Annotated in this window: 11 protein-coding genes; 8 read left to right on the top strand and 3 right to left on the bottom strand. The window is 63.8% G+C overall.

Annotated elements, in window-relative coordinates; all coding sequences use genetic code 11:
• The first annotated feature begins 23 nt into the window (after window positions 1-23).
• From CEY05_RS11485 to CEY05_RS11465, 5 genes are all read left to right on the top strand, one after another.
• Window positions 24-1,550, top strand: a complete 1,527-nt coding sequence (locus CEY05_RS11485; RefSeq protein ID WP_088601078.1) for an ATPase domain-containing protein — start codon at window positions 24-26, stop codon at window positions 1,548-1,550.
• Window positions 1,537-3,216, top strand: coding sequence for an ATP-binding protein (locus CEY05_RS11480; protein ID WP_088601079.1), 1,680 nt, complete (start codon window positions 1,537-1,539; stop codon window positions 3,214-3,216). Before CEY05_RS11485 ends, CEY05_RS11480 begins: the two co-directional genes overlap by 14 nt.
• Window positions 3,217-3,396: 180 nt before the next feature.
• Window positions 3,397-4,437, top strand: a complete 1,041-nt coding sequence (locus CEY05_RS11475; protein WP_158219320.1) for a PHB depolymerase family esterase — start codon at window positions 3,397-3,399, stop codon at window positions 4,435-4,437.
• Between the two features lie 100 nt (window positions 4,438-4,537).
• Window positions 4,538-4,996: a YaiI/YqxD family protein gene (locus CEY05_RS11470; RefSeq protein ID WP_088601081.1), complete on the top strand. Its 459-nt coding sequence runs from the start codon at window positions 4,538-4,540 to the stop codon at window positions 4,994-4,996.
• A gap of 481 nt (window positions 4,997-5,477) precedes the next feature.
• A complete protein-coding gene (locus tag CEY05_RS11465; protein WP_143220384.1) occupies window positions 5,478-6,272 on the top strand; it encodes a hypothetical protein in 795 nt (264 codons plus the stop codon).
• Here CEY05_RS11465 and CEY05_RS11460 read toward each other — a convergent pair.
• Window positions 6,232-7,875, bottom strand: coding sequence for a Na+/H+ antiporter (locus CEY05_RS11460; protein ID WP_088601083.1), 1,644 nt, complete (start codon window positions 7,873-7,875; stop codon window positions 6,232-6,234). The genes CEY05_RS11465 and CEY05_RS11460 overlap by 41 nt on opposite strands.
• Window positions 7,876-8,004: 129 nt before the next feature.
• Window positions 8,005-8,376 (bottom strand): hypothetical protein, encoded by a 372-nt coding sequence (locus tag CEY05_RS11455; RefSeq protein WP_088601084.1) that lies wholly within the window; start codon window positions 8,374-8,376, stop codon window positions 8,005-8,007.
• A 360-nt stretch (window positions 8,377-8,736) separates the two neighbouring features.
• Between CEY05_RS11455 and aspT (CEY05_RS11450) the strand changes: the two genes are divergently transcribed.
• The 3 genes from aspT (CEY05_RS11450) to aspT (CEY05_RS11440) all read left to right on the top strand — a co-directional run bounded on the left by aspT (CEY05_RS11450) (window position 8,737) and on the right by aspT (CEY05_RS11440) (window position 14,269).
• Window positions 8,737-10,428, top strand: a complete 1,692-nt coding sequence (gene aspT, locus CEY05_RS11450) for an aspartate-alanine antiporter (RefSeq protein ID WP_088601085.1) — start codon at window positions 8,737-8,739, stop codon at window positions 10,426-10,428.
• A gap of 102 nt (window positions 10,429-10,530) precedes the next feature.
• A complete protein-coding gene (locus CEY05_RS11445) occupies window positions 10,531-12,543 on the top strand; it encodes a bifunctional aspartate transaminase/aspartate 4-decarboxylase (protein ID WP_088601086.1) in 2,013 nt (670 codons plus the stop codon).
• Between the two features lie 19 nt (window positions 12,544-12,562).
• Window positions 12,563-14,269: an aspartate-alanine antiporter gene (aspT, locus tag CEY05_RS11440; RefSeq protein ID WP_088601087.1), complete on the top strand. Its 1,707-nt coding sequence runs from the start codon at window positions 12,563-12,565 to the stop codon at window positions 14,267-14,269.
• On the opposite strand, the gene CEY05_RS11435 is transcribed toward aspT (CEY05_RS11440), so the two are convergent.
• On the bottom strand, window positions 14,266-15,894 hold the full coding sequence (locus tag CEY05_RS11435) for a thiamine pyrophosphate-binding protein (protein WP_088601088.1): 1,629 nt from the start codon (window positions 15,892-15,894) through the stop codon (window positions 14,266-14,268). The genes aspT (CEY05_RS11440) and CEY05_RS11435 overlap by 4 nt on opposite strands.
• Between the last annotated feature and the right edge of the window lie 14 nt (window positions 15,895-15,908).

Here is a 15,908-nt window from a genome sequence, read left to right as displayed (position 1 = left end):
CAGTTCCAAGCGGAGGGAATGCCATGAACGAAAAAATCGAAAAGCACACGTCAAAAGACGTTGATCCCCCCCGTATTTCCACTGGTAGCGATGGCCTGGACGATATTCTTGCGGGCGGTCTCGATCGCGACCGCATGTATCTGTATGAGGGCAATCCGGGCACCGGCAAGACCACCATCGCCATGCAATTCCTGCTGGCAGGCGCACGCCAAAACGAGTCGGTCTTGTATATCGCCCTTTCTGAGACCCGCCAGGAACTCTCCCTGGTCGCGCAACGCCATGGATGGACATTGGACGGCATCGACATTTTTGAACTGGTGCCGCCGGAAACCACGCTGGACCCTGAACGGGAACTGACGGTTCTCTATCCCGCCGAGGTCGAGCTCAACGAAACCACCAAGCTTATCCTCGACAGGGTCGAAGCCTTGAATCCGAGCCGGGTGGTCCTGGACAGTCTTTCCGAACTGCGCATGCTGGCGCAGACGCCCTTGCGCTACCGCCGGCAGGTGCTGGCCCTGAAGCACTTTTTCGCCAGCCGGAATTGCACGGTCATTCTTCTCGACGACCTGTCCTCGGATTCCGTCGATCTGCAGCTTCATTCGATTTCCCATGGCGTATTGGCGCTGGAACAGCTGGCCATCGACTATGGCGCCCAGCGCCGGCGCTTGCGGGTGGTGAAAATGCGCGGGATCGATTTCCGTGGCGGTTACCATGATTTCACGATCAAGAAGGGTGGCCTGGCAATCTATCCTCGCTTGGTGGCCGCGGAGCATCACTCTTCCTTCCCGCGTGAGAACGTGTCCAGTAGCAATGCCGGTCTGGATGAACTGCTGGGTGGTGGCCTGGAGCGCGGTACGAATGCCCTGTTGATAGGCTCGGCTGGCGTGGGGAAATCCTCCATTGCGCTGTCCTTCGCCATCGCGGCTGCGATGCGCGGTGAGCATGCAGTAGTCTTCGCCTTCGACGAAGGCCTGCAGACGCTCGAGACCCGCAGCAGCAGCCTGGGCATGCCTATCAAGGAGGCCCTGGAAAGCGGACGCTTGCGCATACAGCAGGTCGATCCTGCCGAGCTGTCGCCCGGCGAATTCGCTTCCATTGTCCGGCATAGCGTCGATGTCGACGGTGCTCGCATCGTCGTCATCGACAGCCTGAACGGCTACCTGAACGCGATGCCTGATGGTCGCTTCCTCATCCTGCAGATGCATGAGTTGCTGATGTACCTGGGGCAGCAGGGGGTCAACACCATACTGGTCATGGCGCAGCATGGTCTGGCAGGACCGATGGAAACGCCGCTGGACATCAGCTACCTGAGCGACTCCGTCATCATGCTGCGTTATTTCGAGTACGCGGGCACGGTGCGCCGTGCGCTTTCGGTGGTCAAGAAGCGCAGTGGACAGCACGAGCAGACCATACGCGAGTTCAAGCTGTCACGCCGAGGCGTTGTCGTGGGGCCGCCCCTGAGGGAATTCAGCGGCGTGTTTTCGGGGACTCCCCAATACATCGGCAAGACACTCCCTCCGGTATCGGACGAAGATCATGACGTCGCTTGACGCGCGCGAAGCGCGTGTCCTGGTCTATGCCCCCATAGGCCGGGACGGGCCGGCGTCGGCCAATGTGCTGCGCCGCGCAGGCCTGGAAGTCGAGGTCTGCAGCGGCATCGACGAGATGCTGGTCGAGGCGGATCTGGGTGTGTCCACCTTATGTGTGACCGAGGAAGCGCTGTTCGGCAAGAATCTGGAAGCGATGGCCGCGTGGGTCGATCGCCAGCAGGCGTGGTCCGATGTGCCTTTCGTCGTGTTGACAAGTCATCTGCGGCAGCCCGCGGTGGAAGTCTGGCGCCAGAAGATGCTGGCGTCACTGCGCAACGTGTCGCTGCTGGAACGGCCGGTCCGCAGCATTACGTTGACCAGTACCGTCCGTGCGGCCGTCCGTGCCCGGGGCCGTCAGTATGAGATGCGCGCCTTGCTGTACGCGCGGGAAAGCGCCGCCGCCGTGTTGGAAGACACGGTGCGTGCCCGTACGAAGGAACTGGAAGCGGCCAACGAAGCCCTGCGCACACAGATGAAGGAAAGGGCGCTGGTCGAGGAATCCTTGCGCCATGCCCAGAAGATGGAGGCCCTGGGCCAACTGACCGGTGGCGTCGCGCACGACTTCAACAATTTGCTGATGGTGATTTCGGGCGGTTTGCAGATGTTCGATCGCCTGGGCGATCAAAGCCGCCGCAATCGCCTGCTGCAGACCATGCGCCAGGCCGTGGAGCGCGGCGCGGGCCTGACCCGGCAACTGCTGGCATTTTCCCGGCACCAGTCGCTGCAGGCGCAGCCTGTCGATCTGGTAAGGCAAGTCCATGGCATGCGGGATATGCTGGACCGCAGCCTGAGCGGCGATATCAAGGTCAGCCTGCGCTTTCCCGACGCGCTGTGGCTGGTCGAAGTCGATCCAGGGGAGCTCGAACTGGTGCTTCTGAACCTGGCCGTCAATGCCCGCGACGCCATGCCCGGCGGCGGCAACATCGAAATCCGTGGCAACAATGTCCCGGACGTCGATGACGGCGGCTTGAAGGGCGACTTTGTCAGCTTGTCGGTGGTGGACTCGGGCACGGGGATGTCGGACGAGGTCAAGGCGCGGGTATTCGAACCCTTCTTCACCACCAAGGATGTAGGCAAGGGGTCCGGCCTGGGATTGGCGCAGGCCTATGGCTTTGCGCACCAGTCCGGCGGTAGCGTGCAGATCTTCAGCGAACTGGGAAAAGGTACGGAGGTGCGCCTGTTGTTGCCGCGTTGCCTGAAGCCGCTGCCGGCCGCTGTGCTGATAGACCATGCACCGGTCGCCAAGGCCGATACGGCCGCACACGTGTTGCTCGTGGAGGACGATGATGAGGTGGCCGCGCTGGTGGGTGAAATGATGACGCAACTGGGCTTCGAAGCCACGCGCGTTGCCAGCCCCGCCGCGGCCCTGGGGGCATTGGCTGACGGCCGGCTTATCGACGTGGTTTTTTCGGACATCATGATGCCCGGCGGTATGAGCGGGCTGGCGCTCGCGCGCGAACTGCGCGCGCGCCGGGTCGAACTGCCCATCGTGCTGACCACGGGCTATATGGGCCAGGAGGCCAGGCTGGCTGAAAGCGAGGGTATTCCAGTGCTAGCCAAGCCTTATCGCACGGATGACCTGAGTGCCGTGCTGCGCGCCGCGCTGGGCCGCCAGCCGTCGCCATGATGGACAGCCGCGCATAAACGTAACCGTTCCCTCTTATGGTTGCTGCGTTGCAGCAAACCCGGTTTAATGGACAGCATCAAGCACGCCATCGCCGGGTTCACCGTGACGCGAAACAAATCGACTGCCTTGTTTTTTTCCGCTGTACGCAAGATGGCGCGGCTGCAGCGAACGGCGTGGGGGATGGCTCCCCATACTTTGTTCACCGATATGTTGCGCGTGCCGGCCGCGCGGAAGTCCGCGGCCAAGGTCGCCAGGAAGCGTCCGACGATCAGCAAGGCGCCGGCGCGGAACGACCCGGATTTCGATCCCGCCAAGTTCTCGGGCACCTGGAAAGCGCGTGTCTACCGCACGCCGGCCACACCGGGAGTCTGGCCGGTACGCCTGTCCTATTTCGTCTATGTGCCGGCGCGGGTGCGCAAGGGCTGCCCGATGCTGGTCATGCTGCACGGGTGCGAGCAGAATGCCAGGGACTTCGCCTTGGGCACGCGCATGCACAGGCTGGCGGATCGTGAAGGATTGCTGCTGGTCTATCCGCAGCAATCACGCCGCGCGCAGCATAACCGCTGCTGGCACTGGTACCAGCCGGACTCCGCGCATGGTTACGCCGAAGCCGATGCCATTGCCGGCATCGCGGCGACCGCCGTGGCGGATTACCATGCCGACCCTTCCCGCATCTACATCGCGGGCTTGTCCGCCGGTGCCGACATGGCGGCGCTGACGGCCTTGCTGCATCCAGGGCAGTTCGCCGGCCTGGGGATGCATTCCGGTGCGGCTCTGGGCGCGGCGCATAACGCGGGCCAAGGCCTGCGCGTGATGCGGCATGGCGTGGCGACGTCCGCGGCCGAGGCCCTGCAGCCGTTGGTGCGGGATCGTTCCACCTTTCCCGGCATGCCCGCCATCATCGTGCAGGGCGACGCTGATGTCGTCGTGGACAAGCGCAACGGCCGTCAGTTGTTCGAGCAGCTGGCCTGGGCCAACGGCATCGACATCGATGACGCGGCATCGTTCGCGACGCAGGACCTTGCCGTCGACAGCGCGCGCCATCACGTGCGCCTGGACGCACCGTCGCGCAGAGGGCCCATCGTCAGCCTGTGCCAGGTGCCCGGCCTGGGCCATGCCTGGAGCGGCGGCGATGGCCGCGTGCGTTTCCATGCCAGGCAGGGGCCGAATGCCTCCCTGCTGATGTGGCAGTTCTTCAAGACACTCAGCCGCGCTGCCTAGCCGTGCTGGTTCAGGCAACGGGGCCGGCCCGCGGGGGCGGTTTTGAGTAGAAGCGGTGGGGCAGTACTATGGCCGCACTTTCTTTTAGCAGGATGGCCTGATGCAGGTGCTGGTTGACGCGGACGCGTGTCCGGGCGTGGTCAAGGAGATGTTGTTCCGGGCCGCGCGGCGTGTCGAGGTATGCGTGACGCTGGTGGCGAACCAGTATCTGCGCACGCCCCCTTCGCCCTTCATCAAATCGATACAGGTGCCGGCGGGTTTCGATGTCGCCGACGCACGTATCGTCGAGATGGCCGAGGCGGGAGACCTGATCATCACGGCCGATATCCCGTTGGCCGCCGGTGCCCTGGACAAAGGCGCCCACGTACTGGACCCGCGCGGCAACTGGTTCACGCGCGAGAACATCCAGGAACGCCTGACCATGCGTGACGTGATGGACCAGTTGCGTAGCGCGGGTGTGGAAACCGGTGGACCTTCGTCCTACTCCCAACAGGACAGCAGGACTTTCGCCGGACAGCTGGATCGCTTCCTTGCCCGCCACGCGGGCCGCGGGCGTTAAACGTTTGCGTTAAGCGCGTTCGTTAACCATGTTGGTTAAGCGCGTTCGTTAACCGCGTTCGTTGAGCGCATTCGTTAACCGTGTTGGTTAAGCGCGTTCGTTAAGCGTGTTCGTTAACCGTGTTGGTTAAGCGCATTCGTTAACCGTGTTCGTTAACAGTGTTCGTTAACCGTGCTTGTTATGCATGTTCGTTAACAGGCCCTAGGGATATCCCTCGCGTATGTCTACGAATAGCGGCGATGCCAGGGGCCGGCTATAAATCCTTCATTGCGATCACCAGCGTGGTGGATGGAGGTGGAGGATGAGTACGGAATGCCTTGGATTGTTCCCTAAGCCTAGGAAAGGCCATATGAATGGCCAATGGTGGGCACCGAAGCGTCGTTCTCGCGGTTCGGGCCTGCGATCCAGGCTTGCCGTGGCCGAGGGGCAAAGTCATCGGTTCACGTCGAAGCCTCTGCCATCGTCCTCAGGAGGGAAGCCAGTGCGTAGCTATCATTTGTTCGATTCATCGATGACGATACGGCGGGTCGACGCCGATATCCTGTCTCGCGTGGTCAGATTGGAAACAATCATCGATTCGACCTTGCCAACCTTGGCCACCAAGGCCGATGTCCGCGACGCAGTAACGTCGGTGGAAACCAAGCTTACCGGTGCCATGTCTTCGCTGGAGACCAAGCTTACCGGTGATGTGGCTATGGTCCGTAAGGATATGTCGTCGCTGGAAACCAGGCTCTCCAGTGATATGGCTTCGCTCGGGGCTGAGCTTAGGGGAGGTCTGTCGTCGCTGGAACTCAAGCTTACTGGTGTTAGTGCGACGGTCCACAAGGATATGTCGTCGCTGGAGATCAAGCTTACTGGCGATAGTGCGACGGTCAATAAGAATATGTCGTCGCTGGAAGCCAGGCTTACCGGCAATATGTCGTCGCTTGAAAACAGGCTTACCGGCAATATGTCGTCGCTCGATACCAAGCTTACCGACAATATGTCGTCGCTCGATACCAGGCTTACCGGCAATATGTCGTCGCTCGATACCAGGCTTACCGGTGAAATGGCAAAACTCGTAGCTATGATGGCGGCGGTCGAGACGAGATCGGTTCGGTGGATGGCTGGTGTGGGAGTCGCGACGGTGACGTTGACCGTCTCGATCATAAGTTTTCAACTTGCGCGATTGGAAGCGCGCCTCCTGCGACCGCCCGTGGCGGCGCCGCCGTCCATCGCAGGGATCGTGGCCCCAATCAAACCCGCAGCCGGGCTTCCTGCAAATCTATTCCCTTGACCATATTGCGCGCCATCTCGTCCGACAGCTTGCCCTGTCGCGCCATGCGATAAAGCTCGCTGCGTGACGCCGCCAACGCAGCAAGCCGCATCTGGCGCTCGATTTCCAGATGCTGCCTGATGATCTCCGGCTCCACGTCGTGGTCCAGGCCACCGGTGGCGCGCTGTTGCAGGCTGGTCATGAGACGATTGGCGATCTCCGTATAAACCGTGGGATCGGCCTCCGGATTCTTCACCGTCAGATCGTGTGCCGTGGCCTCGATACTTTTCAGCGCCGCTTCCCGCGCGGCCGCGTTGGCCTGGTCTTCCTGGCGGTGATGCTCGCCTTCCTCCGGCACGTCCAGGCCACGCAGCAGGCGCGGCAGGCCGATGCTGGCGGTGATGAGGGAAACGATGATCACCGTCGCCGCCAGGAAGATGGCGAGATCGCGTGCGGGGAAGGGCTCTCCGCTGTCCAAGACGAAAGGCAGCGTCAGCACACCTGCAAGCGTAATGGCGCCCCGCACACCGGCCAGGGACACGGCCAGCATCAGCCGTATGCTGGGCTCCGGCGCCTGTGTTCCGCGGCGCGCAGCGATGCGGCGGCCGATCGCCAGTGATATCCATACCCAGCTGAAGCGCAACAGGGCCAGCGCCACGTTGATGGCCACCGCGTAAACCAGTAGCCACCAGGGATTCAAATGCCCGGTGTCCATCACCACGCTGACCGCACCCTGGAAGATGGCGGGCAGCTGTTCTCCCAGCAGCACGAACATGATGCCGTTCAAGGTGAACTGCAGCATGTTCCATACGGCGCTACGCTGGATGCGCGTGATGGCCATGGTCTTGCCGGACAACTCCACATAGCTCATGGCCACCCCCGCGGAAACGGCGGCCAGGATGCCGGAGGCGCCGATATGCTCGGCCAGCTCATAGGCGCCGAAAGGAATGATCAGGCTGAGCAGTATCTCGGAGCCGGGCTCCTCACCGAAATTGCGGGTGAACAGGTTCTTGGCGGCGGTCACCAGGATCGTGAAGATGGCGCCCGTGGCCAGGCCGCCGATGGCCACCCACAAGAAAGACAAGGCAGCCGAACCCAGCGAGAAGCTGCCTGACACCGCCGCCACCACGGCGAAACGAAAGGCGACCAGGCCGCTGGCATCGTTCAGCAGCGACTCGCCTTCGAGTATGTGCATGATGCGCTTGGGAATGGCCACCCGCTGCGTAATGGCCGACACGGCCACCGGATCCGTGGGCGAGACGATGGCCGCCAAGGCGAACGCCACCGGCAAAGGCATGGCCGGAATCATCCAATGGATGAAATAGCCGACGCCCAGCACGGTGATGAACACCAGGCCGAAGGCCAGCTCAAGGATGGAATACTTGTCCCGCAGCACGCCTTCCTTCGGAATGCGCCAGCCGTCCAGGAACAGCAAGGGCGGCAGGAACAGCAGGAAGAAGACTTCCGGGTCGAGTTGCACGCCATGACTGGAAAAGGTGGAGATCAGTGCACCCAGGGCAATCTGCACCAGTGGCAAGGGCACCGCGACCGGTAAGACCCGGACCACCATGCCGCTGACCAACACGGCGGCAAACATCGCCAGGGTGATCCCGATTGCTTCCATGACTCGCTTTCCTTTTATTGGCTGAAAACTGGCTGTACAGATTTTTTTCGTGGGCTATCTTCTCACGATATGCCTGCGGCCTCCCGGGGCGCCGCTGCGCCGGGGAGGCCGCAGGCGTCCTTCAGAGGGTCAGTCGGTGCTGGCGCGCCAGGCACCCTCTGCGTTCTTGCAGAACAGGAACTGCCAGGGTTCCTTCTTGGTTTGCTGCGAGACCTCGGCCGACAGCAGGCGGCACTTGCCTTCGCTGGTCGTGTTCTTCGGCGTCATTGCCACGGTGACAGGGCCGCCCTTCATGCGTTTCGTCTGCGTGGTCCACGTGGTGGTCTTTCCATCGGGCGTTTCGTTCAACACTTGCCCTATCGTTTTTTCCAGTTGCTGCCAGTCCTGTTTGGGGATGTGGGCGACGATGGTGTTGTTCATGAACCCCACGCCCGCGGCGTGGGCAGCTTGTCCGCAAGCCAGCGCAAGGACAAGCGAGGAAAGGACACGGGAAATACGCATTCAGTTCTCCTGGTTTAGGAACGGCGGAAAAACACTGCGAGACGGCCGCGTGGCGGATACCGCATGCCACTGCGGCGTCTGCATTGTCCTCCACGGAAGTCGCCGCGCAGCACCCCTGTAAGTCATAAAAGGTTACGAAATAAAGGGGGGCGGAGTTAAGCTCGCCGATAACCGATTATGTCAACATTGGCGCAATTTTCTGTCATGCGATGTCTCGCTTTTATGAATCAGCTTTGCGCTTGATTCACGCTTATCGCTAACGGTGCGCCCTTGCGCCGTCAGCACCGCAGGTGTACTCGCGCATCACGAATGGCGTGTGCATCTGGCCGCTTTTCCCAGTGTCCTTTCAGGAGATGTGGAATGGAATGGCTTTTCGGCACGCTGCGCAGGTATCCGGAACTGGCGATCTTTCTCACGCTCGGCGTGGGTTATTGGATAGGCGCCAAGAAAATCAAGGGATTCAGCCTGGGCGCTGTCACCGGCACCTTGCTGGTTGGGGTACTGGTCGGCCAGCTCGATATCCAGATCGCTCCAGTCGTCAAACAAGTTTTCTTCTTGCTATTCCTGTTCGGCCTGGGCTATGGCGTCGGGCCGCAATTTTTCCGTGGCATGAAGAGCGACGGCCTGCCGCAAGTCTTGTTCGCGGTGGTGCTGTGCGTCATCTGCCTGTTGGCGAGCTGGGGCACGGCAGTGGCCTTCGGCTTCGATGCCGGCACCGGCGCCGGCCTGCTCGCCGGCGCGCAGACCATTTCCGCCGTGATGGGCGTGGCCACGGACACGATCAATGGCTTGACCCGGATCGACGAGGCCACCCGCAAGCACTGGATAGACAGCATTCCCGTGGCCTATGCCGTCTGCTACATCTTCGGCACCATCGGCAGCGCGTGGTTACTGGCCAGCGTCGGTCCCAAGCTGATGCGGGTCGATCTGGTGAAGGTGTGCCAGGAGTACGAAGCGCAGATGTCAGGCGGCCAGGACTCTCTGGAGCTCTCTGGCTATCGCAAGTTCATTGCCCGCGTCTACCGCCTGGATCAGGCCGATTTGATCGGCAAGACCGTGGCCGACCTGGAAGCGCGCTTCGGCGATGACCGCGTGTTCGTCGAACGTATCCGGCGCGATGGCGGCGTCGTCGATGCCGTGCCCACGACCGTGCTGCAGGCTGGTGACGTGCTGGGCGTGGCGGGCCGCCACGATGTGCTGGTATTGCAGGCCGCCGGCAAGATCGGCCCGGAAGTGGAGGATCACGAACTCATCAACCTGCCCGCCGAGTTGATCGAAGTGGTGCTGACCAACAAGAAGCTTGCCGGCAAGACGCTGCGCGAAATCTCCTTGATGCCCGAGGCCTCCCTGGGGCGTGGCGTGTTTCTGCGCAAGGTCGTGCGCGGCGGCCATGAAATGCCCGTCAACTGGGGGCTGAAGCTGGACCGCGGCGACCACCTTTTCATCGTCGGTGCCAAGCGCGACGTCGAACGGGTGGTCGACAAGCTGGGTTATGCGGACCGCCAGACCGCGCAGACCGACATGGTCTTCGTCGGCTTCGGCATCGTCATCGGTGGCCTGCTGGGTTCGCTGGTGCTGACCGTGTCCGGAATTCCAGTGACCCTGTCGACCTCTGGTGGATCCTTGATCGCCGGGCTGGTGTTCGGTTATCTGCGGTCGGTGCATCCCACCTTCGGCCGAGTGCCCGAGCCGGTGCACTGGTTCCTGACGTCGGTGGGGCTGACCACCTTCGTCGCCGTGGTGGGCATCGCGTCGGGGCCCGGGTTCGTCGAAGGCTTCCGGCAACTGGGCCTCAAGCTGTTCCTGGCGGGTATCGTCGCCACGTCCGTGCCCATGTTGATCGGGGTGCCGCTGGCGCGTTATGTCTTCAAGTTCCATCCGGCCATCGCGCTGGGGGTGTGTGCCGGCGCGCGCACCACCACCGCCGCCATCGGCCAGATCACGGAAAGCGCCAAGAGCCAGGTGCCCGCCCTGGGCTACACCATCCCTTACGCAATCGGCAATACCTTGCTGATCATCTGGGGCATCGTCATCGTCCTGCTGATGGCTTAGGCCTGGCGGCAAGCCCTGGGGTCTTGGGGACCTGAGCGCTCCAAGGCCTGGCAACCCGCCGCCGCACCACCCTTTTCACGCCTTGATTATTTTGGAGCCGTCATGACCGCGCATGCCAACTCTCTCTCCAAGCCTGTCCGCACCGATCTGGCCTCGGCACTCAAGACCACGCGTTCACGCCAGAAGGAGATGGAACAGTTGTCGCCCTTCGAGCTCAAGGACTTCCTCATCAACCTGGCGCGCGATCGGCAGAAGACCGCCACCGCCACCATGTTGAACGCGGGGCGCGGCAATCCCAACTGGATCGCCACCGAACCACGCGAAGCCTTCTTCCTTCTGGGCCACTTCGCCATGGCGGAAGCGCGCCGCGTCTACGACCACGGCATCATGGCGGGCATGCCGGAGAAGGTGGGTATCGCCCATCGGCTGCGCGACTTCCTGCTGGAGAACAAGAGCGCGCCGGGCGCCGATTTCCTTGGCGGCGTCTATCAATACGGCGTCAAGAAAAAGGGGTTCGACGCCGACGCGTGGATCCACGAACTGGTCGATTCCATCATCGGCGACAACTATCCGGTGCCTGATCGCATGCTGGTGCATGCCGAACAGATCGTGCACGACTACCTGATCAAGGAGATGTGCGACGGCCGGCCGCCCGCGGGCAAGTTCGACCTGTTCGCCGTCGAAGGCGGCACGGCGGCCATGTGCTACATCTTCGATACCCTGCAGCAGAATGGCTTGCTGAAGCAGGGCGACAAGATCGCGCTGTTCCTGCCCACGTTCACGCCCTACATCGAGATTTCGCATCTGGAGCGCTTCCAGTTCAAGATCGTGCCGATCAATGCCAGCAGCCTGCGCGCGGACGGCACTCATGACTGGCATTACCCGCCGGAAGAGATCGCCAAGCTGGCCGATCCCAAGATCAAGCTGGCGGTGACGGTGAATCCCAGCAATCCGCCGTCGGTGGCCTTCAATCCGATGGAGATGACGCAGATCGTCGACATCATCGAGAAGAATCCCGACCTGATCCTCGTCACCGACGACGTCTACGGGACCTTCGTGCCCAACTTCCGATCGCTGATGGCCGAGGTGCCGGCCAACACGATTTGCGTGTATTCGTTTTCGAAGAACTTCGGTTGCACGGGCTGGCGCCTGGGCGTCATCGCCATCCACGAGCAGAACCGCATGGACAAGCGCATCGCCAAGCTGCCGGGCAAGGAGCGCAAGCGCCTGCACCAACGGTATGGCGCGTTGACGCTGGAGCCGGAAAAACTCAAGCTGATCGACCGCATGGTGGCCGACAGCCGTGATGTGGCCTTGAATCACACGGCGGGGCTGTCGCTGCCGCAGCAGGTGCAGATGGCGTTCTTCGCCTTGTCCCATCTGCTGGACCTGAAGGACAGCTACAAGCATCTGACGATGAAGATCGTGCAGGATCGCCGCGATGCATTGTGGCGCGGCCTGGGCATTCCTCTGCCGCCCGAGGACAAGCAACGCGCCTGGTATTACGTCGAGCTGGATTTCATGGTGTGGGCGCAGAACGCCTATGGCGACAAGTTCTGCGATTACATGCGCAAGAACTACGAGCCTATCGATTTCCTGTTCCGCCTGGCGGAGAAATCCGGTGTGGTGTTGATGGACGGTGGCGGCTTTGGCGGGCCGCCGTGGTCCATCCGGGTGTCCCTGGCCAACCTGAACGAGGCGGACTACGCCAACATCGGCCAGGCCATGGTGGAGGCGGCCAAGGAATACGTCGACGCGTGGCAGACGGGCGCCAAGGTGCATTCGGGCCCGCGTGGCGTCGTGCCGCAACTGGGCGTGGGCGCGCAGCCGGCGCCGGCCGACCGCAAGGTGGCGTCGAACATGGCTCCGCCCGAGCCCGTCGCGGCCCCGCAGGGCAAGGGCAAGAAGGCGGCGCGGGCCGCCGCGGTATGGGGCGCGGTGGTCCAGACCGCGGAAGCCGAGGTGCCCGTGCCGGCAAAGAAAGCGGCAAAGAAAGCAGCCAAGAAGGCCGCCAAGAAAACCGCGGATGTGCCTGCCAAAAAGGCCGCCAAGAAGGCCGCCAAAAAGGCTGACAAGACGGCCGTGAAGAAAGCAACAAAGAAGGCCGCCAAGTAAGTTTGTGCCAGGGGACGCCATGACGTGTTCGGTCGGTTTCTTCAGCGATGTTCCGATCGCTCTGTTATTCGTCACCGTGGGCCTGGGCTTTCTGGCGGGCCGCTTGCGGGTCGGGCCCATCCAGCTGGGCGGCGTCTGCGGAACCCTGATCGTCGCCTTGGTATTGGGCCAGACGGGGTGCAGCGTGGGCGGCGATACGAAGGACGTCGCCTTCGCCCTGTTCATCTTCGCCATGGGGTATTCAGGGGGGCCGCAGTTCTTCGCCAACCTGAACCGCTCCAGCCTGCGCTATATCGCGTTGCCGCTGATCGAAGCCATTCTGGTGCTGGTCATCGTGCTGACGGCGACGCGCTTGCTGCATCTGGACGCCGGCACCGCCGCCGGACTTGCGGCGGGCGCCGCCACGGAGTCGGCGGTGGTGGGCACGGCCGCCGAGGCGTTGAGGCATCTGAACCTGTCCGACGCAGAGCAACTGCGCCTGCAGTCGAATATCGCCACCGCGTACACGTTGACCTACCTGATCGGTTTGATCAGCATCGTGTTTTTCACCAGCGCGGTGGCGCCGGCCTTGTTGGGCATCGATCTGCGGCAGGCGGCGCGCAAGCTGGAAGAAGAACTGGACGTGAACACCGCCGCGGACCAGTCCGATCAACCCATCATGCCGCGCCTGGTGGGCCGCGCGCATCAGGTGCGCGACGCAGCGGGACAGACGATAGCCGCGGTGGAGCACGCCTTGGGCGGACGCTCCGCCATCAGCAAGGTGCTGCGTGCGGACGCGGCCATTTCGCTCGACCCGGCGGCCGTCTTGCAGGCCGGGGACATCGTGGTGGTGCTGGCGTTGCGCGATAACGCCGTGCGCGGGACAGCGGTGATCGGTCCGGAAATCCGGCTGCCGGAAGACCAGGCCCAGGCCGATGATCTGCGCCTGGCCAGTCGTACCGTGGTGGTCGGCCGCAAGGGCGTCAATGGCCGTACCCTGCGTCAGTTGGCGCAGCGGGCGTCGGCCAAGGCGGCGCACGGCGTCTTCGTGCAATCCATCGTGCGCTCCGGCCATGCGCTGCCGGTGGGGCCGTCGACGGTGCTGCAGTACGGCGACGTGGTGACGCTGGTGGGCCCCGAAGCGCGTGTGGCCGCCGCCGCGGTGCGCATAGGCAATGAGCTGCGCACATCGGACAGCAGCGACCTGGTGTTCCTGTGCGCCGGCATCCTGGCCGGCCTGGCCATCGGCACGCTGGGCGCGCGGATCGGCGATATTCCGATCTCGCTGGGGGGGGGTGGCGGTGCGCTGGTCAGCGGCCTGGTGTGCGGGTGGTTGAACGCACGGCGGCCGAATATCGGCCATCTGCCGGGCGCGGCGGTGCAACTGCTCAAGGATCTCGGGCTGGCGGTGTTCGTGGCCTGCGTCGGTTTGTCGGCCGGGCCGCAGGCCATCGCGCTGGTACGCGAACACGGGGTGGCCTTGCCGCTGATCGGCCTGCTGGTGTCCCTGGGGCCAGCCAGCCTGTCGCTATGGGTAGGTCACAAGCTCCTGAAGATTCCCGGGCCGCTGCTGGTCGGGGCGATTGCGGGCCAGCACGTCAGCACGCCTTCCATCAGCGCCATCATGGCGGCCAGCGGCAGCGCCGTGCCGCTATTGGGCTATACGGTGACCTATGCGGTGGCGAACGTGCTGTTGCCGGTGCTGGGGCCGATCATCGTGGCGCTGGCGCATCGGCTAGGGGGCTAACGCTGCACCACGGGCGCGGGTAAGCCTTCGATCATGATGTTGACGCAGGCCGGCAGGCCGCAGCCGCGCGCCTGGGCCAGCGCCGGCGTGACGGCTTCCGACATCGTCACCAGGCTGCCGTGCCCGCCGAAAGCTTGCGTGACCAGGTCGTAGCGCGTGGGCAGCAGTTCGCAACCCACCGTGCGCTCGGGGCCGTAATCACGCACCTGGATCTGGTACTCCGCGTTCCATCGGGCATCGTTGCCGACCACGACGACGAAGGGCAGGCGATAGCGTACGGCGGTATCGATCTCGGCCGCGTGAAAGCCGAAGGTGCCATCGCCCATTACCGCGACTATCGGCGCGCCCGGCCGCGCCAGGCTGGCCGCCACCGCGAACGGCAGCGCCGCGCCGATGGAGCCGGCCACGCCATTGAGCACGCGGTCCGGCGCGTGCAGGATGGCTTGCGCCCATTGCCCGATCTCGCCGCCATCGGCCACCAGCACGGCGTCTGGATGACGGTCCAGGACGGCCTGCACCGGGGCCAGCGCTTGATAGGGATGCAGGCGGCCATGTTGCTGGGCGGTCGCCGTGGCCCACGCTGCCGGCCGATACGCCACGGCAGCGCGCACCTCGGCCGTCCATGCGGGATGGCGCGGCGTATAGCCGGCGCACGCATCGCGCAGGGCGGCCAGTGCGCTGCGATGATCCGCTTGCGCCGTCAGCGCCAGGCGCGTGCCCACCGCGCGTTGGCTGCGTTCGAATTCGATGCTGTCCGCGTCGATCTGCAGGAATGTGCAGTCGGCCGCGAGCGCCGGCGCCTTGCCGAATTTCAAGGTGAAGTCCAGACGCTTGCCGAGCAGCAGGATGCAGTCCGCCTGTGCCAGCATTTCGGCGTAGGCGCCCAGGGCCGGATCGGCCACGCCACGGGGGCTCTGCATGCCAATGACGGGTATGCCGCAGGCCTGCTCCAGGGCGGTCGCCGCGTCCTGGTCCACGCCACGCATGGCCGCGGGCCCGGTCAGGATCAAGGGGCGCCGGGCTTGTGCCAAGGCCTGCAGGCAGGCTTGCGCCGACTCCGCGGATAAGGGCTGCGCGATGGGGGCGATGTCTGCCTGCGCGGGCAGTGGCTGGGTGCAGGCCGACTCCAGGGCATCGGTCGGCAGGCTCAGGTGCACCGGCCCGGGGCGGCCGGACTGTGCCAGGCGCAGCGCCTGCAGCAGGTCCTGCGCCATGCTGTCGGCGCTGGCGGCCAGCGTGGCCGCCTTGGTCAAAGGCGCGGCAATATCGGTCTGGCGCATTTCCTGGAAGGCGCCCATGCCCAACTGCGCGTGCGGCGCATGGCCGGACAACAGCACCACGGGGGATTCCGCCATGCTGGCGGTGTAGAGCGCGGATACTGCATTGGCGTGTCCCGGGCCACCGGTCACCAGCGCCACGCCGGGTTCGCCGGTCAGCCGGGCCCAGGCGTCGGCCATGTGCACGGCCGCGGCTTCATGGCGGGTGTGCAGCAGCTCGATGCCGGCATCCAGGCACGCATCGAACACCGGCATGATGTGGTTGCCGGACAAGGTGAACAGGCGTTTGACACCGGCCGCGGCCAGCGTGGACGCCAGTGCCGCGGCGCCGTTGCGGGGGACAGACATGGGACGGTCTCCTG

Source organism: Achromobacter sp. HZ34 (genome assembly GCF_002209485.1).
Lineage (GTDB): Bacteria > Pseudomonadota > Gammaproteobacteria > Burkholderiales > Burkholderiaceae_B > Bordetella_C.
The sequence above is the reverse complement of the archived record's forward strand: the minus strand, read 5'-3'. Positions and strand labels throughout refer to the sequence as shown.